The organism is Advenella mimigardefordensis DPN7 (assembly GCF_000521505.1).
In the GTDB taxonomy this organism is placed as follows: Bacteria; Pseudomonadota; Gammaproteobacteria; order Burkholderiales; family Burkholderiaceae_B; genus Advenella; species Advenella mimigardefordensis.
Window position 1 is genome coordinate 2,490,187 of sequence record NZ_CP003915.1, and the last position, 21,255, is coordinate 2,511,441.

The window sequence follows — 21,255 nt, forward strand, 5'->3', positions numbered from 1 at the left end:
CAATAAATGTGGTCGTCAGGCGACGGATTCCCGGAAAAGCCACGCTACCCTCCTGCGTTTGCTCCCTCCCCTGTTGATTGCCTGTTAGCGGGCCAGCTGCTGGCGAAACGACATCGCTTCGGTCAGATCGGCCGCACGAATCTGCTCTGCCCCCGCCATATCCGCGATCGTGCGGGCAACGCGTAACACCCGATGCATCGCTCTGGCCGACCACCCCCAATGCACCCCTGCCCTGGCCAGCAGTTGCGCAGCCTCGGCGTCGGTGACACAAAACGTATCCATCCGATCCGGCGTGAGTTGGGCATTCAACCGCCCCTGGCGCTTCAACTGCCGCTCACGACACTGTATGACACGCTGCCGCACGATGCCTGATGACTCGGCAGGCGGCAACTGCTGCCAGCCCTGCGGCGGTGGTGATAACTGTAACAACATATCCAGACGATCCAGAAACGGCCCCGACAGGCGAGCCCGGTAACGTTCAATTTGCTCCGGTGTACAGCGGCAGGTCTGGTGGGTACTCCCCAGATACCCGCAAGGACAGGGATTCATGGCGGCCACCAACTGGAAACGGCAGGGATAGCTCACCGAACGATTGGCACGGGCAATATGGATTTCTCCTGTTTCCATGGGTTCGCGTAACGCCTCCAGTACATGCCGCTGAAACTCGGGCAGTTCGTCCAGAAACAAGACCCCATGATGGGCCAGGCTGATCTGGCCTGGCCGTGGATTGCTCCCGCCACCAATCAACGCAGCCGCAGTGCTGGAATGATGCGGCGCCTGTATCGGAACGCTCCGGGAAAATCGCAGCGTACGTTGCCGCAAGCTATGAATCGCTGCCACTTCTATGGCTGCATTTTCATCCAGGGGCGGCAATAGGCCCGGCAGCCGCTGCGCCAGCATGCTTTTGCCGATACCCGGCGACCCGGACATCAACAATCCATGACTGCCGCTGGCAGCCACCTCCAGCGCGCGGCAGGCCACCTGCTGTCCCCGCACATCGGATAAACAAAGCGCTGGCGCTTCTGTGCCGGCAGCCCCGTCCTGGTATTCCGGCGTTGACTGGGTTGATGCTATCACGGGTGCCAGCTCCGCCGTCTCGTCCAGATGGCCTGCCGCCTCTCGCAGCGTACGCGCGCCGATCACCTTCAGTCCTGGTACAGCGGCAGCCATACAGGCACTCTCAATCGGCAGCATAAGGATGGGACCGCTGCCTGCCCCGCCCGAATCACCAGTCCTGGCAGCGGCAAGGGCAATCACCAGCGGCGCCGCAACCGGCACGAGTGCGCCAGTGAGAGACAGCTCGCCTGCGAAGATAATGCCGGGCAAGGTTTGCCGGGACATTTTCTCGGATAAGACCAATTGCCCCGATGCCAGCAAAACGCCGAGCGCAATCGGCAGATCAAATCTGCCTGATTCTTTTGGGATATCGGCCGGTGCAAGATTGGCCGTCAGCCGCCCGGCAGGAAAAGTATAGCCACTACTTAATATAGCGGAACGTACCCGCTCCCTGCTCTCTCTGACGCCCGCATCCGGCAGCCCGACAATGGTGAAGGACGGCAACCCCTGGGCGAGATGGACCTCAACCAATACTTCTGGCGCATGCATACCGCAAAGCGCTCTGCTGGCCAACACCGCTAAACTCATCTGTTCCTCCTGAATGCACAGAGGCATTCTGGCAGAAAGCAGATACGGCTACCGTCATTGCGGGACAGATTGATCTATGGTGAGTAGCGACAACGGCCGCCAGGCGCATTCACGCCACCCCGCGTTTTTCCCGAGGCGTCTTATCGCGAAAAGCCAGACACGATGCACGCACATGCCAGTCGCTGTGAAAGGACTGCGTACCCGGCGGGCAATGAGCGTATTCTATTGACTCAGTCGACAACCGGACCCGTAGGTGTCGTGTCTGCAGACGAAGGGGTGATGCCCGCCTTTTCTTCCAGCGCACGAACGCGCGATTCCAGCTCGAACAAACGTTCGCGCAGCTTTGCCGACAAGGCAACCTGGACGTCAAACTCGTCCCGCGTGACCAGATCCAGCCTGGAAAAACCCTGGGCCATGAATGCTTTCACATTCTTTTCTATATCGGCCGCCGGGCTGTTCTTGATCAATTCCTGAATATTCTTCTGAAAATCTTCAAACAACTGGTTAGATTTCATGATGGTGATTCCTGTTTGTGTACGCGGGCACCAGTGCCACGTTCTGTTCTTCATATTGTACACATTCGCGCATGCCCCTATAGCATCAACCCGCCGTTTGGCGGGTTGACAGACCATTGCTTATTGCGGTTTTGACTCACTTTCAGGCTCAGTTGCGGCCGGAGCACTTTCTGCCGGCGCAGTCTCAGTTGGAGCAGTCTCTGCGGGCGCACTTTCAGTTGGCGCGTTTGCAGCTGGCGCCGTTTCAGCCGGAGCGCTCTCGGCTGGTGCAGACGCAGACGTATCACCAGCCGGCTGAGTCACTTCAGCTGTTTTCTCTTTGACCGATTCCACGACGTCAGAAACCGCCTGCTTGCCTGACTCTGTCGCTTCTTTGACGGACTCCATGGCGCTGTGAGCGTGTTCCCGGACCGTTTCAGCGGCATTTGAACCCGCCTCTTTAGCTGACTCCAGCGCATTACCGGCCGATTCTTTAACAGACTCCATCACGTTACCGGCTGATTCGCCCGCCTTATCTGCTGCCTCCTGAGTCGCATCGCCGGCTTTATTGGCTGCCTCTGAGGCAGCTTCAGCTGCTTTCTCTCCCGCCACTTTTGTCTCGTCCACTGCCTTATCGACAGCCTGCTGGGTTTGTTCCGCAGCCGAATTGCTTGTTTCAGGCGCCGACGTGGTCTCTGCAGTATCAGAACTATTATCACATCCGGCAATAAAGGCGGCGGCAGATAACATGGCTACCAGACTGATTTTGGATACATTCTTCAAAACTTCACCTCATCAAATGAAAATGGAATTTGTTTCACGATTTTACTTTAATTTAACGGCCCGGATAAGCTGAACATCATCTGAACCGTCCCGGGTGAGCCTTCCCTGTTGCAGACGCGTGCACTAACTGAATGAATAACAGCACCGCCCCGGACACTTCATGCAAGCCAATCAAACAAAATTCCGATCATTGCACCAATATAGCGCATGTGGTTTTGGTCTTCTGGATTTATGCATCATTTGTGTGCCTGGGCATACATTTATTCGCCAATAAAAACTGGCACGACTATTGCTTTTACAAGGCCATGGACAACCGGTCCTTAAAACAAATGTTATTTCTGGGAGAACATTGTGAAACTGATCACTGCCATTATCAAGCCATTCAAACTGGATGAGGTCCGTGCCGGCCTGGCCGACATCGGCATTCAAGGGCTGACAATTACAGAAGTCAAGGGGTTTGGCCGGCAGAAAGGTCATACAGAGTTATACCGCGGCGCCGAATACGTCGTGGACTTCCTGCCCAAAATCAAGCTGGAGACCGCCGTTTCCGACGAGCAGGTGGAACAGGCAATTGAAACCATCTGCCAGTCAGGCTCCACCGGCAAGATCGGTGACGGGAAAATTTTCGTGTCTGACCTGGAACAAGTCATCCGGATTCGCACCGGCGAAACCGGCAATGCGGCGCTTTAAGCTCGTCGCCCCTATCACCCGTATTGAAAGGAAATTAAAATGCAAAGCGCCGATTTAGTCTGGGTAAGCGTGTCCACCATTCTCGTACTGTTTATGGTTGTCCCTGGTCTTGCCATGTTTTACGGTGGTCTGGTTCGCAGCAAGAACATTCTCTCGCTCATGAGCCAGGTTCTGGTTACCTTCGCCCTGATCGCCATTCTGTGGTTTGTCTACGGCTATTCTCTCGCCTTCTCCGGCGGAAATGCGCTCTTTGGCGATCTGTCCAAGGCTTTTCTTTCGGGCGTACTTGACCTGCCAACCGACACCTATGCGTTGTCTGGCACCATCCCCGAACTGACTTTTGTTGCCTTTCAGGCCACCTTCGCCGGTATTACCTGCGCCCTGATTGTGGGTGGCTTTGCCGAGCGCATCAAGTTCTCTGCCGTACTTATTTTCATGGCTATCTGGTTCACCTTTTCCTACATCCCCATTGCTCACATGATCTGGGCCGAGAAAGGTCTGCTGTTTGGTGACGCACTGGATTTTGCGGGCGGTACCGTGGTTCATATCAACGCCGGTGTAGCCGCACTCGTCGCTGCCTATGTCGTCGGACCACGCATCGGTTATGGCAAGGAAGCCATGCAGCCGCATAACCTGCCGATGACCATGATCGGTGCGGCCATGCTGTGGGTAGGCTGGTTCGGTTTCAACGGCGGCTCATCGCTGGGCGCCAACAACCAGGCCGCGCTGGCAGTATTCAACACCCTGCTTGCTACTGCGGCCGCCATTGTCGTGTGGGTGCTGGTTGAGTGGAAATTCAAGGGTCAGCCTTCCCTGCTGGGTGGTGCCTCTGGTGCCGTTGCCGGTCTGGTCGGTATCACACCTGCTGCCGGCCTGGTCGATCCGATGGGCGCGCTGATCATCGGCGCCATTACCAGCCTGTTCTGCGTCTGGGGTGTAAACGGCCTGAAACGCCTGCTTAAAGCTGATGATTCACTGGACGTTTTTGGTGTACACGGTGTCGGCGGTATCGTTGGTGGTATCCTGACTGGCTTCTTCAACGCTAAAGCAATGGGCGGTCCCGGCCTGGATTCAGCCGGTATGATTCCCGGACAACTGTTCAATCAGATCGAAGGTATTGTCATTGCGATTATCTGGAGTGCCGTTGTCAGCTTCATCGCGCTCAAGATAGCAGGTCTGGTTACTGGTGGCTTGCGTGTCGATAAAGACGAAGAACGCCAGGGTCTGGATATCAGCTCTCACGGCGAACAGGGCTATCACAACTGAATTAACGGATGATCCCTACTGAGCAATTTGAAAAAGGACACGACGGTGTCCTTTTTCTTTGCATCAATGGCGCCGTGTATTGTTGAAAAACGATACCTGAATGATTACAGGCGCAACGACAATATGCTGTTCGATTTATTTACCGGAGCAGGCAATGCGGACATGCGCTATGGAGATGCGCTATGGACACGCGATATAGACATGCGCTATGGACTTACGATATGCAGGAGCGGCCAGCACCGGCCTGTCAAATACCGAGGCTGTTCAAATCGATCGACTCGGCACGATTGAGCGCAGATGCGATCTTGGTGCGCAAGGCATTGGTGTGCGAGGTTCTGACCAGTTTTTTAACATCCAGCAATTGCTGCGGGTGCATGGAAAATTCATTCAGACCCAGACCCAGCAGCAGTTTGGTATAGCGCGCGTCGCCAGCCATTTCACCGCATATGGCCACGCACTTGCCCACGCGTTCGCCCGCCTGGATGGTCTGCGAAATTAACCGCAACACAGCGGGGTGCAAAGGATCATACAGATCAGACACCTCATTATCAACGCGATCTATCGCCAGGGTGTACTGAATCAGGTCATTGGTACCAATGGAAACAAAATCCAGCGCTTTAAGAAACGGTTCGATCGCAATGGCAATGGCCGGAATTTCAACCATGGCCCCCAGTTCAATATTGTCGCTATAGGGCATGCCGGCCGCATCCAGCTCTTTTTTTGCCGACTCAAGCGCATCGCGTACAGCCAGCAGCTCGTGCATATGCGATAACATGGGAATCAGAATTCTGAGGCGGCCATACACCGACGCGCGCAACAGCGCACGCAACTGGGTTGCAAAAAGGTCCGGACGCGACAGGCAATAACGCACCGCACGCAGGCCCAGCGCCGGATTGACCGCTACTGTTGCCTCGCCATCCAGGGTTTTGTCTGACCCCAGATCCAGGGTGCGAATGGTCACAGGCTTATCGGGCATGGCACGCAACACATGCGCATAGGCCTCGAACTGCTCTTCTTCGCTTGGCAAAATTTGCCGACCCATAAACAGAAACTCACTGCGAAACAGCCCGATTCCATCGGCGCCCATATCCAGCGCCTGGGACACTTCATGCGGCAGTTCGATATTCGCTTCCAGACGAACGCGTTTACCATCCAGCGTAATGGCAGGCTCGTCCTTGGACAGAATCAGCTCTGCCCGTTCCTGAATAAAGGCTTCCTGCTTACGCTGATAGAAATCCAGAATCTCCGGTGTCGGATTAACGTACACCAACCCGTTCTCGCCATCCACAATCAGCATATCCCGATCATGTACAAGACTGCGCACATTGCCCAGACCAACAACAGCGGGCACATTCATGCTGCGTGCGACGATGGCCGTATGCGATGTTGGGCCGCCCAGATCGGTCACAAAGGCTGCAAACCGTCCGCCACGCAACTTCAGCATGTCTCCCGGAGAAATATCATGAGCAACCACAATCAGCGAGTTGATGTCCATTTCGCTTGACATATCAGGCAGCATAAACTCACCTGATCCGGCCAGAATGCGGATCACCCGTTCGATGACCTGATGAACATCGGCAACGCGCTCACGGATATAGTCGTCATCCATGACCGCAAACTGCTCGGCCACAATCTGACCCTGGGTGCTCAGCGCCCACTCGGCGTTATATTGACGGGTTGCTATTAATTCCTTGGTTTGTGCAGCCAGTTCCGGGTCAGACACCAGCAGACTGTGAACCGTGAGTAGCGGAACCAGTTCCTTTGGTGCATCGGCAGGCAGTGTGTCTATCGTGTGCTGAAGCATGTCGTAGACAATCTTCAGCGCATGATCCAGCCGGGCACATTCAGCCGGCACATCTTCAGATGCAATGCGGTAATGGCTCACTTCCAGCGTCGCTGCGCCCATCACCACCGCGCGACCTATTGCAAATCCGCGCACAACACCTTTTCCCTGAAGGGTAAAAACAGTACTGGGTTTTATTGGTGTGTGCTCGGTATTTGTCATCGCGTATGGTCTTGTCCCTTGCACTTTTTAAGTGCCTGTTTTTAGGTGCTACAGCTACTCATTGCCGGAATGGCCGGTAGCCTGTGCTTATTCGGGTTCGCCGAACTTATTTTCAAACAGCGCCTGAATCTGCTCAAGCGACTGATCAGCATCATCGCCTTCGGCTTCAATGTTGACGGTAATACCTTTGCCAGCAGCCAGCATCATGACGCCCATGATGCTTTTGGCATTAACCCGCTGGGAGGCACGGGTGATAAAGATTTCGCTTTTGAACTTGCTGGCCAGCTGGGTAAGCTTGGCGGCAGCGCGGGCATGCAGCCCTAATTTATTACTTATTACTATATCAACTGAAGGCATATGAGCGCGGTCTTTATCAGAAGGGTTAATCGTTAGGAGCCAGGTCGACACATTTCATGCCTTTCTTGCCCCCCTCAAAAATGGATTGACATAGCTGCTCCATCGGCTGATCCCGATATCGAACCGCATTGAGCAACATACAGGCATTAGTGCCCGAAAGAATATGGGCCCTGACCCCGGCATCCTGCAACTGGCGCACCACACGAGCGCCAATATTGGCCGGTGTCGCGCCGCCCAGATCCGATAAAATCAGCACTTGCTGGTCCGGACCGAGCATCGCCTTCAATTTATCGATCAGTTCATCCGCTTTCGATTCAGGATCGACATCAGGCTCGATGTCGAAAAATACGTAATTATCTATTTCTCCCAAAACATGCTGAGCACATTCGGACAAAGCCGAAGCCAGGGGCGTATGCGCTATTAGTGCAAGGGTGGTCATTTTTTGTACCTTCAAACTGCGGCAGCTTTTTCGAGCGCAGCAGCAAAATGGTCAGCAACATCAAAATCTGTCTGTTCTGTAATTTCAACAAAGCAGGTCGGGCTGGTTACGTTGATTTCGGTGACATAGTCTCCGATCACGTCCAGGCCAACCAGCAACAGCCCACGTTCCCTCAGTATAGGACCAATCCGGTTGGCGATGGCAAAATCGTGCTCGGAAAGCTTGCGAGCGACACCACGCCCGCCAGCGGCCAGATTACCCCGGGTTTCGCCGGCCAGCGGTATACGGGCCAGCGCATAAGGAACAGGCGTTCCGTCAATCAGCAGAATACGCTTGTCGCCCTGCACGATTTCAGGAATATACTTTTGGGCCATGATGGTTTGCGTCTGATCTACCGTCAGGGTTTCCAGAATGGCATTCACATTCGGGTCGTTTTCCGTGATTCGGAAAATACCGGTACCGCCCATGCCGTCCAGCGGCTTGACGATGATATCGCCATGCAATGCATGAAACGCCTTCAGACGGGACATGGTGCTGGTAATAAGCGTGGGTGCGGTAAATTCAGCAAACTCGGTAATTGCCAATTTCTCGGGATGATTGCGTATGGCACTGCCCGAATTGAATACCCGTGCCCCCTGCCTTTGCGCCGTCTCCAGCAAATGCGTGGAATACAGATACTCCATATCGAACGGTGGATCCTTACGCATCAGCACCGCATCGAAATGGTTCACTTCGGTTTCGACCGCATTCTCTTCCTGCGTCCACCAGCTGTGGGCATGCAAATCCGCCTCCATATCCAGCTGGATAGGCTGCGCACGTACTTTTACCCGACCCAGCTCAACATACAGGTCAGACTGGAGCGCAACGCTGATAACATGGCCACGTTTATGCAAGGCCCGCATCATCGCTACCGAACTGTCCTTATATGCCTTCAGCAAAGGCAGCGGATCAATAATAAAAAGTACATGCATCTGATTTACATCCCACATTGACGACGGAAGCGTATTGGCAGTCCGCGTGTTATTTATCGTCGGCTTTGCCGGTAGTAACAGCCTTGCGCTTAGGCGCCAGGACCATAACCATCTGCCGGCCTTCCAGCTTGGGCATGGCTTCAACCTGCACCAGCTCTGCCATATCGTCACGAACCCGTTCCAGAACACGCATACCCAGTTCCTGGTGTGCCATTTCACGTCCACGGAAGCGCAGGGTTACCTTGGCCTTATCGCCATCCTCAATAAAACGCTTCAGGTTACGCAGCTTAACCTGATAGTCGCCTTCATCGGTCGCCGGGCGGAATTTAACTTCCTTAACCTGAATAATTTTCTGTTTGGCCTTGGCTTCCTGCTGACGCTTTTGTTCCTGATACTTGAACTTGCCGTAATCCATGATACGGCATACGGGCGGTTCCGCGTTCGGCGCGATTTCAACTAAATCAACGCCTTCCTGCTCAGCCAGACGCAAGGCTTCTACTGTTTTAACAATACCCAGTTGTTCGCCGTCTACGCCGATCAGTCGGATTTCCGGAATACGGATTTCGGCGTTGATACGATTGGTTTTTTCGGTTGCGATGTTAAGATCTCCTGAAATGAATAAACTACGCCGAGACATCCTGACGTGTAGCAACGTCATGACGCAGGCGTTCTATAAATGCGTCTACAGACATGGTTCCCAGATCCAGGTTACCGCGGGCACGAACCGCGACAGCACCGCTGTCACGCTCTTTTTCGCCAACAACCAGAATGTAAGGAACCTTCTGCATACTGTTTTCCCTGATTTTACGGGTGATTTTTTCACCGCGCAAATCAGATGAAGCACGGAAACCGTGTTTTTTCAATGTGTCGACCACTTCGGTGGCGTAATCCGAGAAGGATTCGGATATGGTGCACACCACCACCTGCTCGGGAGCCAGCCAGGGAGGCATGGCACCGGCATGGTTCTCGATGAGCATACCAATGAAGCGCTCCAGCGAGCCCAGAATGGCACGATGCAACATGACCGGGGTTTTGCGCTGATCGTGAGCATCGACATACTCCGCGCCAAGCCGCACAGGCATTGAGAAATCGACCTGGATGGTGCCGCATTGCCAGTGACGGCCGATGGCGTCCTTAAGCGTATATTCCACTTTGGGACCGTAAAACGCGCCCTCTCCCGGCGAGATTTCAAACTCACACCCGGAGCTGCGCAGACTTTCCATCAGGGCATGCTCTGCCTTGTCCCAAACCGCATCTTCGCCGATACGCTTTTCAGGGCGGGTAGCCACTTTGTAGAGGACTTCAGTAAAGCCAAAATCCTTGTACACTTTTTGCAACAGTGTTGTGAATTGGGCACACTCGGCCAGCAATTGGTCTTCGGTACAGAAAATATGTCCGTCGTCCTGGGTAAAGCCACGCACCCGCATCATGCCATGCAGGGAACCGGAGGGCTCATTGCGATGACACTGGCCGAACTCCCCATAGCGAATCGGCAATTCCCTGTAGGAATGCAACCCGGCATTATAAATTTGCACGTGTCCGGGGCAGTTCATGGGCTTGAGCCCATAAATGCGGTTCTCGGACTCTGTTGTGAACATATTCTCTTTGTAATTGTCCCAGTGGCCGGTTTTTTTCCACAGGCTCAGGTCCAGAATTTGCGGCGCTTTCACTTCCTGATAGCCGTTATCTCGGTACACGTCGCGCATATACTGCTCGACCTGTTGCCAGATCTGCCAGCCTTTGGGGTGCCAGAAAATCAGCCCCGGCGCCTCGTCCTGAAAGTGGAACAGATCCAGTTCCCGACCCAGCTTGCGGTGGTCACGTTTTTCTGCTTCCTCCAGCATAGTCAGGTATGCGGCCTGCTCATCCTTGGTTGCCCAGGCGGTGCCATAAACACGCTGCAGCATTTCGTTCTTGCTGTCACCGCGCCAGTAGGCGCCGGCGACTTTCATCAGCTTGAATACCCGGAGCTTGCCGGTAGAGGGCACATGCGGGCCACGACAGAGGTCGACAAAGTCCCCTTCCCGGTACAGAGATATTTTCTGATCCTGCGGGATTGAAGCAATGATTTCGGCTTTATAGGCTTCGCCCTGCGCCTTGAAAAAGGCCACCGCATCGTCGCGTGCCCACTCTTCCCGAACCACTTTTTCGTCTTTCCTGGCCAGCTCAGCCATCTTTTTCTCGATTTTTTCCAGATCTTCGGGCGTGAACGGACGTTTGTAGGAAAAGTCGTAATAAAAGCCATTGTCAATAACCGGACCAATGGTGACCTGCGCATCAGGAAACAGGGATTTGACAGCATAGGCCAGCAAGTGAGCGGTCGAATGACGGATAATATCCAGACCGTCTGCGTCTTTGGCCGTCACAATGGCAAGGTCGGCATCCTGGTCGATCACAAAGGAGGTATCCACCAGTTGCGGCTCGTTCCCATTGATTGTCACCTTACCAGCCAGCGCCGCCTTACCCAGGCTGGGCGCGATAGTCGTCGCAATCTCTCCTACCTGAATCGGTTGGGAAAATTCACGCTTGGAACCATCGGGTAAAGTAATTTGAAACATGCTGTTGCCTTGAGTTGAATAAAAAAACGCGACTTCACAAGTCGCGTTCGCTGTTCTTTTAAAAATTACGTTTGGCAAGAATCACGAGCGCGCTGGTAGACCGATACACGTATCGGTGGTTGTCAGGCTCTGGGTTCGTGAAGCGTCGGACATCATCAAAACAGTCTCACCATTTCGTAAAATACCTCGTGATTTTACACCAGCCCCGAGCCTATAGCCAATAAATGGCTACAATTCGCAAAAAATCAAGAGATATCGTACCCTTAAAAGCACAACTGTCGCCCGGCTGACGGTGCAATGATGGCCGGTTTCATTGAAAATGACCTGTTGCAGTATATTAATCTTCACCCTTTTTCGCCTGAGCCATGCTAGGCTTGTGGCCAGATTTCACTATCCGGAGTACCTATGCCTCAATTACGCTGGTTGCGCAACGCATTTGCTTTGCTTGCCTTCATGCTGCTTACCGCCTGCGCCTCACTGGGCGGCAACGACCGCAGCGGACTGGAAATAAGCCAGGATCCGCGGGGCGTGGCAATCGCATCAAAAGACAGCAACCTGTTTTTGCCAGGCTCAGCCACACTGCAGCCGGAATCGGCCCCGTTCTTCGATCGCGTCAGCCAGCTGCTGCGCGACCGCCCGGAACGCAAGGCACTGGTAGACAGCGTATCGGACAATACCGGTTCAGCTGAATACAACCAGGAGTTACAGGAAGTACGCGCCCTGTCTATCATGAAGGCGCTCACCACCCGCGGCATTGATCGCTCCCGCCTGGCATATGTGACCGGCTCCTCTGCAGCACCCACGCCCGGAACCATGCAGCCAGTCGGCGGCGCGGCTCAGCAATCCAAGATCATCATTCTGGGGGCCAGCACGGCAGACATGAATGTGAGCACCATAGAACGGTTTTTCGACGATATTTCCAATTTCGGCAAAAGTCTGTTCAATTGATTCGCACCCTGGCCAGCCACGATATACTTATGCTGTAGCCGCAAGCTGACGGTAACCGAATTGGAGCGGCAGGCATTCTGCCCGGCCTGAAACTGATAACGCCAAATTTATGTCAAAGTCCTTTATCTACAATCTGATCCTGGCCGTTGTCGCGGTCATTGTATTCGTCTTCATTGGTGCTTCCGTCTACGACGCGTTCACACGCAGCCCTGTCAATCGCTCCGCAGACGATGGCGGCACCAGCAGCGTCAGCGGACAGATCGAAACTGCAACGCCCAATGCAACCCAGCCTGCACAACCCACTGCCGCCGGCGACACACCGCCCGCAGCACAGACTCAGCAGCAGGCAGAGGCTGCTTACAACCAGACGAATGATCCGGCCAGCAGCAGCGCAACGCAAAACAGCAGCGGCACAGCCAGCACGACCAACGGCGATTCCACCGGCACCGGTCCCAGTTCGGGTTCCGGTACCGGCACAGCCCAACAGACAGCACCAGCCGCTACCAGCCCCGAATCAGACACAAGCCCAAGAACGACCCGGAACAGCACAAGTCAGCCAGGTGCACCCGCCAACACAGCAGGCGCAGCCAATTCGTCCGGCGCGACTCCCTCAACGGACTTCTCCAATTCAGCCAAGCCGGCAATACGCAGCAACCCGGATCTGCGCGCCGTTATTCCGCCAGTGCCCACTGCACCGCCACGGGCAGAAGGTACGGCACCACCAAATACAACCGACCAGGACATGTATAACGCCACGGATTCGGGTGCAGACGATGGCAGTATTTCCGATAGTTTCCCTGCCCCGGTCTCGAACTTTCCGGCACCCGTAGCACCAGGCGCCTCTGATAACGCACCAAGCGTCAATAGCGACGAGCAGCAACGCCTTCAGCAATTGCGCAATCAGAAAGAACAGTTGCGCCGGGATCTGGGATTCTGATTTGTCAGCGGCAATGTCTACGTTTCGGCACTGCCCGTCAAACAAGGAAAGCAGACAACTGCCACCTGCATACAAAACCCGTTTAATCAGCCCGGCCTGGCCAACAACGTCACCCAGAAACCTCAGAATCGGCATAGGGGGCAGTCATCAGACTGCACCCCTGCCACACCACCCGGCATGCGGGTCCGCACCGGGCGGTTCGAGAAGTTGAGGTCATGAGAGACGAGGCAGACCCAGGTTATCGAACCACGCGATCGTCAGCACACTATTGAGCAGCTTGCCACTGTTGCGCCACCAGCGACGGCTGTTGGCCGCCACGCGGTGTGCTACTGTCACACTAGCACCTAGAGTGCGTAGCTCACGGAACATCGTTTTACCGCGTTTCCACTGTTTGAGCTGGATTGCCCGTAACCGGTGACGTATCCATTCCTCCAGTGTTTGCCAGAGTTTTTGGGATTGCGCCAGCCGGAAGTAGCCCTTCCAACCCAGCATGTAGGCACGCAACCTGTCCACCACATCCTGCATACTGCGTCCGCCCAAGCGGCGCGTCAATTGTCGCACGCGTTGCTTGAACGCCATCACGGCCTTGGTCGCCACTCGGCGCTTGACCACGCCCTTGGGGGCCATCCAGAAGCTGTAACCCAGGAATTTGCGACCCGTAAATACACTGGCAACCGCGCTTTTGGTTTCATTGACCTTCAGGCGTAGTCTAGCGTATAACTGTCGCAGCAGGTTCATTACCCGTTCACCGGCACGGCGACTGCGAACGTAGACGTTGCAATCGTCAGCGTAGCGAACGAAGCAATGACCCCTGCGTTCCAGCTCCTTGTCCACCTCATCGAGCATCACGTTGGCCAGCAACGGCGAGAGCGGTCCGCCTTGCGGCGTGCCCTCGTGCCGCTCGATCACCACACCGCTATCCATAATGCCGCTATTCAGATACGCACGGATCAGCCGGATCACGCCGGCATCAGCAATGCGTTTCTGTAAGCGATTAATCAGGATGTCGTGGTTGACCCGGTCGAAGAACTTCTCCAGATCCACGTCCACCACGATACGGCGGCCGGACTGCACATACGACTGAGCGGCAAGCACCGCATCATGCGCCCGCCTGCCCGGTCTGAAGCCGTAGCTGTGTTCGCTGAAGGTGGGGTCAAGGATGGGTTGCAGCACTTGCAGTAGTGCTTGCTGGATCAGGCGATCCGTTACCGTCGGAATACCCAGCTCGCGCTGGCTACCGTCAGGCTTGGGTATCATTACCCGTCGTACCGGGCTGGGCCGGTACTTACCTGTCAGCAACGCCTCCCGGATGGCAGGCCAGGCGCTCACCAGGTGGTGGGCAGTCTGATCAATGTCCAGACCATCCACCCCGGCTGCTCCTTTATTGGCTCGCACCCGCTTGAACGCGGCTTGCAGGTTCTCTCTTGTCAGCGCCGCTTGCAGCAGCGCTGACCCCGTATCCTCATTGCCATATCGCGGACTCCTTGTTTCCTCGCTGACAGGATCACCGGCGGCTTCACCGCCAACTACACCCGTCCGCTCCGCTGGGGCAGTCATCTGAGGCACTACAAGTTGTATCGACATGTCGAGTAATACTCCTTCTCGTTCGGTCCTTCGTCGCTTCGACTCCGAACCTCCCCGATTCGGCTACCACGACTACTATGACCTCTGCTGAGTCCTCGCTCCGGTTCGACACCGTTACCCTTTCAGGATCAAGGCGAGGCTTCCCCAGATAAGAACGCACTCCTTCATCGCACAACCGCTGCATCTACGCCACTTCGCCTTGGTCACGAGAGCTTTGCGGTTTATGGCCCGCTCGCCCTGCTTGGCAGCGCCTTCTATGCAGTTCTTGTCCATCGGCTCGCGATTTACGCTTCACGCTTCCTTCCCACGCTCGGTCACCCTCACGCAGTTGCGCTTCACTTCGCTCGTTGTGACCAACTCGCGGCGGGACTCGCACCCGCAGGAGTACGCCCATGCTGGGCGTACAATATAGAAAGCCCGGTACATCACCGGGCTTTTTGCTTCTGTGCCGTTTCCCTTGCTGAACAAAGCCGCTCAGCCAGGGAAACAGTTTATCAGTGGGTATGATCAGTGTTTTACCGATTTAACCGTATCCACTGCCGGCTTGGCCGCTGCAACGGCTGCCTCTTCTGCCAGTTTGGCGATTTCCGCCTCCGACAATGGCGTAAGCGGTCGTTCCAATGCAACTTCCAGCACCCGATCAATCCATTTTACCGGAATGATTTCCAGGTGGTTTTTCACATTATCGGGAATTTCCGTCAGATCCTTGACGTTCTCTTCAGGGATCAGCACGGTTTTAATTCCACCCCGGTGAGCGGCCAGCAGCTTTTCTTTCAGACCACCAATCGCCAGGACCTCGCCTCGCAGGGTAATTTCCCCTGTCATGGCTACATCTGCCCTTACCGGGATACCCGATAGCGCTGAAACCAATGCCGTCGTAATGGCAATACCGGCAGACGGACCGTCTTTAGGTGTTGCACCTTCAGGAACGTGGATGTGGATATCCTTTTTCTCGAAGATACTATCGGCAAAGCCCAGTGCATGTGCTCTTGAACGCACCACGGTGCGTGCGGCCTGCATGGACTCTTTCATCACATCGCCCAGCAGCCCGGTGTGCTGAATATTGCCCTTACCGGAAACCACAGCCACCTCAATGGTCAGCAAATCGCCACCCACTTCGGTCCAGGCCAGCCCTGTTACCTGACCAACCTGATTGTCTTTTTCAGCCATACCGAAAGAGTACTTGCGCACGCCCAGATAGTGACTCAGGTTGTCGGCCGTCACGTGAATCGCTTCAGCCGCAGCCGCTTTGCCTTTGCCGGCCGGCTTGGCTGCCGCGGTGGTATTGCTCAGCAGTTCCTTGATGACTTTGCGACAAATTTTGCTGACTTCGCGCTCCAATGCCCGCACCCCGGCTTCCCGGGTGTAATAGCGCACGATATCGCGCAACGCAGACTCTTCGACTACCAATTCGCCATCACGCACGCCATTGTTCTTCATGAGCTTGGGCAGCAAGTGGTCCATGGCAATATGCACTTTTTCGTCTTCGGTGTAACCCGACAGGCGAATCACTTCCATCCGGTCCAGCAATGCTGGTGGGATATTCAGTGTATTGCTGGTAGCCACGAACATCACATCGGACAAATCGTAGTCAACCTCAACGTAATGATCCTGGAACGTGTGGTTTTGCTCGGGATCAAGCACCTCGAGTAACGCGGAAGCCGGATCGCCACGGAAATCCATGCCCAGCTTGTCGATTTCGTCAAGCAGGAACAAGGGGTTCCGTACCGCCACGCGATTCATGTTCTGCAGAATTTTGCCTGGCAATGCACCGATATACGTGCGCCGGTGACCACGAATTTCAGCTTCATCACGCACGCCGCCCAGCGCCATGCGCGTGAACTTACGATTGGTTGCCCGTGCAATGGATTGCCCCAGCGAGGTTTTACCCACCCCTGGAGGCCCGACCAGGCACAGAATAGGCGCCTTGACCTTATCCACGCGCTGTTGCACAGCCAGATACTCAAGGATACGTTCCTTGACCTTTTCCAGGCCATAGTGATCGTTATCCAGCACTTTCTGCGCGTTGATCAGCGAATTGTTGATCCGGCTTTTTTTCTTCCATGGCAGGCCGATGACCGTGTCGATATAGTTGCGGACCACGGTCGCCTCGGCAGACATGGGCGACATCAGTTTGAGCTTCTTAAGCTCACTGTCGACCTTCTTGCGGGCTTCCTTGGGCAGTTGCGCCGCTTCGATTTTCTTTTCGAGCTCTTCAATATCCGCGCCCTCTTCGCCTTCGCCCAGTTCTTTCTGAATCGCTTTGACCTGCTCGTTCAGATAGTAATCGCGCTGGCTTTTCTCCATTTGTTTCTTAACACGGCCGCGAATGCGCTTTTCGACCTGGAGAATATCGATTTCAGTTTCGATCTGGGCCAGCAAGGCTTCCAGACGACCTGACGCGTCCAGCTCCTCGAGCAGTTTCTGTTTCTGTTCGAGCTTGAGCGGCAAATGGGAGGAGATCGTATCGGCAAGACGACTGACTTCTTCAATACCATTAAGGGAACTGAGGATTTCAGGCGGAATTTTCTTGTTCAGTTTGACGTACTGGTCGAACTGGGCAATGATGGTGCGACGCAGAGCCTCGACTTCCGAGTTGCGCGTATCGCTCTGTTCAATCGGCAGAATCTGCGCTGAAAAATGCGACTCGGTTTCGATAATGCTTTCTACGCGCGCGCGCTGCTGCCCTTCAACCAGCACTTTGACCGTACCGTCAGGCAGTTTGAGCATTTGCAAAATAGACGCTACGCAGCCGATTTCGTACATATCATCGGGACCGGGCTCGTCCTTGCTGGCGGATTTTTGTGCAACAAGCATAATCTGCTTGTCACTTTCCATCGCCAGCTCCAGCGCACGAATGGAGCGGTGCCTGCCGACGAATAGCGGAATGACCATATGTGGGAACACGACCACGTCGCGCAGGGGCAACAATGGCAATTGTGTTGATTCTGCCGGCAAAATCTGACTCGCTGACATAAGCTGATTCCTTGAAAAACGTTGTACTTCTACAGTAATTATGCTGTAGATGGAGCCTCTGGGGGCAATTTCAAGGTCGCCTGGATTAAATACCGGCGGTTTTTATGCAAGTCGCGCTGTGATTGCTGCAGAGGGAAACAAATCCCTCTGCACGCATTCAGGCACGGCCTGTCCAGGCTAACCTGACCCCGTCAGGCAGCAGCATCTTTGAGCTTTTTCTCTTTGGTTTCCGTTGCCGTGCTTTCTTTGTCTTCAGCAAAAACCAGCATCGGGGAACCGGATCCTTCAATAGCAGATTCGTCCAGCACCACTTTCACGACGTTGCTCTGAGACGGCAAATCGAACATGGTGTCCATCAGCGATGCCTCGATAATGGAACGCAGGCCACGCGCACCGGTTTTGCGTTTCAGGGCCCGGTGAGCAATGGCTGACAATGCGGCCGGACGGACTTCCAGCTCCACATCTTCCATGGCAAACAGCTTTTGATACTGTTTGACCAGCGCATTCTTCGGTTCGGTCAGAATCGTTACCAGCGCGGCTTCATCCAGTTCTTCCAGTGTCGCTACAACCGGCAGGCGGCCTACCAGCTCAGGAATCAGACCGAACTTGATAATGTCTTCAGGTTCGACTTCAGAAAAGACTTCGCCCACGCCTCTGGCGGATTTACCCTGTACCGAAGCACCAAAGCCAATGCCGGATTTCTCGGTACGATTGCGAATGACTTTATCCAGACCATCGAATGCGCCACCGACGATAAACAGAATGTTGGTGGTATCGACTTGTACAAAATCCTGATTCGGGTGCTTGCGTCCGCCCTGCGGGGGCACCGACGCAACTGTACCTTCGATCAGCTTGAGCAAAGCCTGCTGCACGCCCTCGCCCGATACGTCGCGTGTAATGGAGGGATTATCGGACTTGCGTGAAATTTTGTCGATTTCGTCAATATAAACAATGGCGCGCTGTGCCTTGTCCACATCGTAATTGCAATTTTGCAGCAGCTTTTGCACGATGTTTTCAACGTCTTCACCCACATAGCCGGCTTCGGTCAGGGTGGTTGCGTCTGCCATGACAAACGGTACATCCAGCATACGGGCCAGCGTCTGGGCAAGAAGCGTTTTGCCCGATCCGGTGGGTCCGATCAGCAAAATATTGCTTTTGGCAAGTTCAATATCGTCTTTCTTGTTCAGGTCACTGTGACGTATACGTTTGTAATGGTTGTACACGGCGACCGCCAGGTTGCGTTTGGGCTGATCCTGGCCAATGACATATTGATCAAGAAAAGACTTGATTTCGGCAGGTGAAGGCAATTCGGTCTTGATGGCTTCACGCGCTTCATCCTGAGCACTGTCATGAATGATTTCGTTGCACAGCTCGATACATTCATCACAAATGAATATATTTCCAGGACCCGAGATCAGCTTCTTGACCTCGTTCTGATGCTTGTTGCAGAACGAGCAATGCAGGTTTTTGCCGTCGGTAGAACTTGGTTTATCTGCCATATCTGTAATTTGAGTAATCTGATAAAAACAGGTCGACCCTCGTTAAAAGGTCGACCTGCACGAAACCTTTGAAAACAGTATATCAAATACTATGCAACGTCTGCCCGCGTAGCCAGAACTTTGTCAATTAATCCGTAAGTCTGGGCATCTTCGGGCGCCATATAATTATCACGCTCGGTATGCTCGCGGATCCGTTCAATAGGCTGACCAGTATTTTTCGCAAGAATCTGATTGAGCCGCTCGCGCAGGCTCAGAATTTCCTTGGCCTGAATTTCAATATCAGTAGCCTGGCCCTGCGCACCACCCAGTGGCTGGTGAATCATGATGCGCGAATTGGGCAGACTGAAGCGTTTGCCCTTGGCACCTGAGCTGAGCAGGAAAGCACCCATGCTGGCAGCAAAACCGGTACACATCGTAGATACGTCGGGTTTGATGAACTGCATGGTGTCATAAATGCCCAGCCCGGCATAAACGCCGCCGCCTGGCGAATTGATATACAGGGAAATATCCTTGTCCGGATTTTCCGATTCAAGGAACAACATTTGTGCCACGATAAGGTTGGCTGTCTGGTCGTTTACCTGCCCGACCAGAAAGACAACCCGCTCCTTGAGCAGGCGCGAGTATATGTCGTAAGACCGCTCTCCGCGCCCGGATTGTTCAATAACCATTGGAATATAGCCCAGTGCGGAGGGGCGCACTGAGTCGTCTCCGTGGACAGACGCGTAAAAGTCGGTAAAACGATTCATCATACAGTTCCCATTAATTCTTCAAAAGGCACTTTTTCTTCAGTAACCTTGGCTTTTGACAAGATATGGTCAACAACGTTATCTTCAAGTACCACAGATTCAATTTCTGCACGACGCTCACGGTCAGTCAGATAGTACGTAACAACCTGTTCAGGTTTTTCGTAGTTCTGTGCAAACTCTTCAATACGTGCACGCACCTGCTCCGGTGTAACCTGCAGCTTGGCGCTGTCAACCAGTTCGGCTACCAGCAGGCCCAGACGCACCCGGCGCTCTGAATCGGATTTGAACGCATCGGCAGGAATATCCATTGTATCGGCATTGGGCATACCGCGCTGCTTCAGATCTTCACGGGCAGCCGCAATACGTGCCTGCACATCGTTATCGACCAGAGATGTAGGTACGTCGAAGCTGGCGGATTTGGCCAGCGCGTCCATGACACTGTTTTTTGTGCGGGCTTGCGTGCGGTTTTTTACTTCGCGCTCGATATTGCTGCGCACTTCAGACAGTAGTTTCTCTGTGTCGCCTTCAGGCTGACCCAGTGACTTGGCAAATTCGCTATCCACTTCAGGCAGTACGGGCACGGCTACTTCTTTTACTGTAATCGTAAATTCAGCGGTTTTGCCGGCTACATCCTTACCAGGATAGTCTTCAGGGAATGTCAGTGAGAATGTTTTTTCTTCGCCTGCTTTCAGACCACTGGCAGCCTCTTCGAACTCGGGCAGCATACGGCCCTGGCCCAGCTGGAACGGGAAGTCTTCAGCCTTGCCACCCTCGAACTCTACACCGTCGATCTTGCCGACAAAATCAACCGTAACACGATCGTCTTTAGCCGCAGCGCGTTCTGCATCGGCGGTGAATGTGGCGCGTTGCTTGCGCAGAATATCGATGGTGTTATTTACTTCCTGCTCGCCTACTTCCGCATTGAAACGCGTGACTTCCAGGGCAGACAGATCGGGAACGGAGACTTCCGGATAAACTTCAAATTTTGCAGCAAAGCTTAACTGACCTTCTGCAGAATTGTCTTCTGCCGGTTCGATCGACGGCGCGCCGGCAACGCGCAGTTTGGCTTCACGAATGGCTTCGTCAAACAACTGACCTACTTTCTGATTGATCACGTCGTAACGAACGCCGGGACCGTGGCTGCGTTCAATGACAGAAATCGGTGCTTTCCCGGGACGAAAACCCTGCACTTTGGCAGTGCGGGCAACGCGAGCGAGTTGGGTTTTGACTTCTTTTTCGACGTCGTCAATGGAAATAACCAGATTAACCTTACGTTCCAGACCTTCTAGAGTTTCAACCGTTGGCTGCATTCGTGGACCTTACTTATGAAATAATTTAAGAATAACCTCGTATTCTAC

The 21,255-nt window shown here is 54.2% G+C and carries 18 protein-coding genes; 4 read left to right on the top strand and 14 right to left on the bottom strand.

The window, feature by feature from the left end:
- Positions 1–84 precede the first annotated feature (84 nt).
- The 3 genes from MIM_RS11485 to MIM_RS22140 all read right to left on the bottom strand — a co-directional run bounded on the left by MIM_RS11485 (position 85) and on the right by MIM_RS22140 (position 2,921).
- Positions 85–1,644 carry a YifB family Mg chelatase-like AAA ATPase gene (locus tag MIM_RS11485; protein ID WP_025372902.1) on the bottom strand — a complete coding sequence of 520 codons (1,560 nt, stop codon included), beginning with the start codon at positions 1,642–1,644 and terminating at the stop codon, positions 85–87.
- Between the two features lie 230 nt (positions 1,645–1,874).
- Complete coding sequence (locus MIM_RS11490) at positions 1,875–2,159, bottom strand: accessory factor UbiK family protein (protein ID WP_025372903.1); 285 nt, start codon at positions 2,157–2,159, stop codon at positions 1,875–1,877.
- Positions 2,160–2,279: 120 nt separating this feature from the next.
- A complete protein-coding gene (locus MIM_RS22140) occupies positions 2,280–2,921 on the bottom strand; it encodes a hypothetical protein (protein WP_025372904.1) in 642 nt (213 codons plus the stop codon).
- Between the two features lie 351 nt (positions 2,922–3,272).
- Between MIM_RS22140 and MIM_RS11505 the strand changes: the two genes are divergently transcribed.
- Both MIM_RS11505 and MIM_RS11510 read left to right on the top strand, forming a co-directional pair.
- Positions 3,273–3,611 (top strand): P-II family nitrogen regulator, encoded by a 339-nt coding sequence (locus MIM_RS11505; RefSeq protein WP_025372905.1) that lies wholly within the window; start codon positions 3,273–3,275, stop codon positions 3,609–3,611.
- A gap of 39 nt (positions 3,612–3,650) precedes the next feature.
- Positions 3,651–4,877 (top strand): ammonium transporter, encoded by a 1,227-nt coding sequence (locus MIM_RS11510; protein WP_025372906.1) that lies wholly within the window; start codon positions 3,651–3,653, stop codon positions 4,875–4,877.
- A gap of 247 nt (positions 4,878–5,124) precedes the next feature.
- Here MIM_RS11510 and ptsP read toward each other — a convergent pair whose 3' ends face one another.
- From ptsP to thrS, 6 genes are all read right to left on the bottom strand, one after another.
- Positions 5,125–6,882, bottom strand: a complete 1,758-nt coding sequence (gene ptsP / locus MIM_RS11515) for a phosphoenolpyruvate--protein phosphotransferase (protein ID WP_025372907.1) — start codon at positions 6,880–6,882, stop codon at positions 5,125–5,127.
- Between the two features lie 87 nt (positions 6,883–6,969).
- Entirely contained in the window at positions 6,970–7,239 is a 270-nt protein-coding gene (locus MIM_RS11520; RefSeq protein ID WP_025372908.1) for an HPr family phosphocarrier protein, read from the bottom strand.
- A 25-nt stretch (positions 7,240–7,264) separates the two neighbouring features.
- Positions 7,265–7,693, bottom strand: a complete 429-nt coding sequence (locus MIM_RS11525) for a PTS sugar transporter subunit IIA (protein ID WP_144084638.1) — start codon at positions 7,691–7,693, stop codon at positions 7,265–7,267.
- Complete coding sequence (gshB, locus tag MIM_RS11530) at positions 7,690–8,649, bottom strand: glutathione synthase (protein ID WP_025372910.1); 960 nt, start codon at positions 8,647–8,649, stop codon at positions 7,690–7,692. The genes MIM_RS11525 and gshB overlap by 4 nt, the downstream gene beginning before the upstream one ends.
- 49 nt (positions 8,650–8,698) lie before the next feature.
- On the bottom strand, positions 8,699–9,286 hold the full coding sequence (infC, locus tag MIM_RS11535) for a translation initiation factor IF-3 (protein WP_222836953.1): 588 nt from the start codon (positions 9,284–9,286) through the stop codon (positions 8,699–8,701).
- Positions 9,273–11,207, bottom strand: a complete 1,935-nt coding sequence (thrS, locus tag MIM_RS11540) for a threonine--tRNA ligase (RefSeq protein ID WP_025372912.1) — start codon at positions 11,205–11,207, stop codon at positions 9,273–9,275. The genes infC and thrS overlap by 14 nt, the downstream gene beginning before the upstream one ends.
- A gap of 405 nt (positions 11,208–11,612) precedes the next feature.
- Between thrS and MIM_RS11545 the strand changes: the two genes are divergently transcribed.
- Entirely contained in the window at positions 11,613–12,155 is a 543-nt protein-coding gene (locus MIM_RS11545; protein WP_025372913.1) for an OmpA family protein, read from the top strand.
- A 109-nt stretch (positions 12,156–12,264) separates the two neighbouring features.
- On the top strand, positions 12,265–13,092 hold the full coding sequence (locus MIM_RS11550; RefSeq protein ID WP_025372914.1) for a hypothetical protein: 828 nt from the start codon (positions 12,265–12,267) through the stop codon (positions 13,090–13,092).
- Between the two features lie 213 nt (positions 13,093–13,305).
- On the opposite strand, the gene ltrA is transcribed toward MIM_RS11550, so the two are convergent.
- The 5 genes from ltrA to tig all read right to left on the bottom strand — a co-directional run bounded on the left by ltrA (position 13,306) and on the right by tig (position 21,207).
- On the bottom strand, positions 13,306–14,676 hold the full coding sequence (gene ltrA / locus MIM_RS11555; RefSeq protein WP_025371806.1) for a group II intron reverse transcriptase/maturase: 1,371 nt from the start codon (positions 14,674–14,676) through the stop codon (positions 13,306–13,308).
- A gap of 507 nt (positions 14,677–15,183) precedes the next feature.
- Positions 15,184–17,652, bottom strand: coding sequence for an endopeptidase La (gene lon / locus MIM_RS11565; RefSeq protein WP_025372915.1), 2,469 nt, complete (start codon positions 17,650–17,652; stop codon positions 15,184–15,186).
- Positions 17,653–17,843: 191 nt separating this feature from the next.
- Positions 17,844–19,151 carry an ATP-dependent Clp protease ATP-binding subunit ClpX gene (gene clpX, locus MIM_RS11570; protein ID WP_025372916.1) on the bottom strand — a complete coding sequence of 436 codons (1,308 nt, stop codon included), beginning with the start codon at positions 19,149–19,151 and terminating at the stop codon, positions 17,844–17,846.
- 89 nt (positions 19,152–19,240) lie between these two features.
- Complete coding sequence (clpP, locus tag MIM_RS11575) at positions 19,241–19,897, bottom strand: ATP-dependent Clp endopeptidase proteolytic subunit ClpP (RefSeq protein WP_025372917.1); 657 nt, start codon at positions 19,895–19,897, stop codon at positions 19,241–19,243.
- The gene (tig, locus tag MIM_RS11580) at positions 19,897–21,207 is read right to left on the bottom strand and encodes a trigger factor (RefSeq protein WP_025372918.1); all 1,311 of its coding nucleotides are present in this window, start codon (positions 21,205–21,207) and stop codon (positions 19,897–19,899) included. Before tig ends, clpP begins: the two co-directional genes overlap by 1 nt.
- Between the last annotated feature and the right edge of the window lie 48 nt (positions 21,208–21,255).

Bases quoted from the DNA above. Each gene is read 5' to 3' on its own strand.
- gshB (WP_025372910.1), bottom strand. From the start codon at position 8,649: ATGCATGTACTTTTTATTATTGATCCGCTGCCTTTGCTGAAGGCATAT.
- clpP (WP_025372917.1), bottom strand. From the start codon at position 19,897: ATGAATCGTTTTACCGACTTTTACGCGTCTGTCCACGGAGACGACTCA.
- ltrA (WP_025371806.1), bottom strand. From the start codon at position 14,676: ATGTCGATACAACTTGTAGTGCCTCAGATGACTGCCCCAGCGGAGCGG.
- infC (WP_222836953.1), bottom strand. From the start codon at position 9,286: ATGTCTCGGCGTAGTTTATTCATTTCAGGAGATCTTAACATCGCAACC.
- MIM_RS11545 (WP_025372913.1), top strand. From the start codon at position 11,613: ATGCCTCAATTACGCTGGTTGCGCAACGCATTTGCTTTGCTTGCCTTC.
- tig (WP_025372918.1), bottom strand. From the start codon at position 21,207: ATGCAGCCAACGGTTGAAACTCTAGAAGGTCTGGAACGTAAGGTTAAT.
- ptsP (WP_025372907.1), bottom strand. From the start codon at position 6,882: ATGACAAATACCGAGCACACACCAATAAAACCCAGTACTGTTTTTACC.
- MIM_RS11550 (WP_025372914.1), top strand. From the start codon at position 12,265: ATGTCAAAGTCCTTTATCTACAATCTGATCCTGGCCGTTGTCGCGGTC.
- thrS (WP_025372912.1), bottom strand. From the start codon at position 11,207: ATGTTTCAAATTACTTTACCCGATGGTTCCAAGCGTGAATTTTCCCAA.
- clpX (WP_025372916.1), bottom strand. From the start codon at position 19,151: ATGGCAGATAAACCAAGTTCTACCGACGGCAAAAACCTGCATTGCTCG.
- MIM_RS11490 (WP_025372903.1), bottom strand. From the start codon at position 2,159: ATGAAATCTAACCAGTTGTTTGAAGATTTTCAGAAGAATATTCAGGAA.
- lon (WP_025372915.1), bottom strand. From the start codon at position 17,652: ATGTCAGCGAGTCAGATTTTGCCGGCAGAATCAACACAATTGCCATTG.
- MIM_RS11520 (WP_025372908.1), bottom strand. From the start codon at position 7,239: ATGCCTTCAGTTGATATAGTAATAAGTAATAAATTAGGGCTGCATGCC.
- MIM_RS11510 (WP_025372906.1), top strand. From the start codon at position 3,651: ATGCAAAGCGCCGATTTAGTCTGGGTAAGCGTGTCCACCATTCTCGTA.
- MIM_RS11485 (WP_025372902.1), bottom strand. From the start codon at position 1,644: ATGAGTTTAGCGGTGTTGGCCAGCAGAGCGCTTTGCGGTATGCATGCG.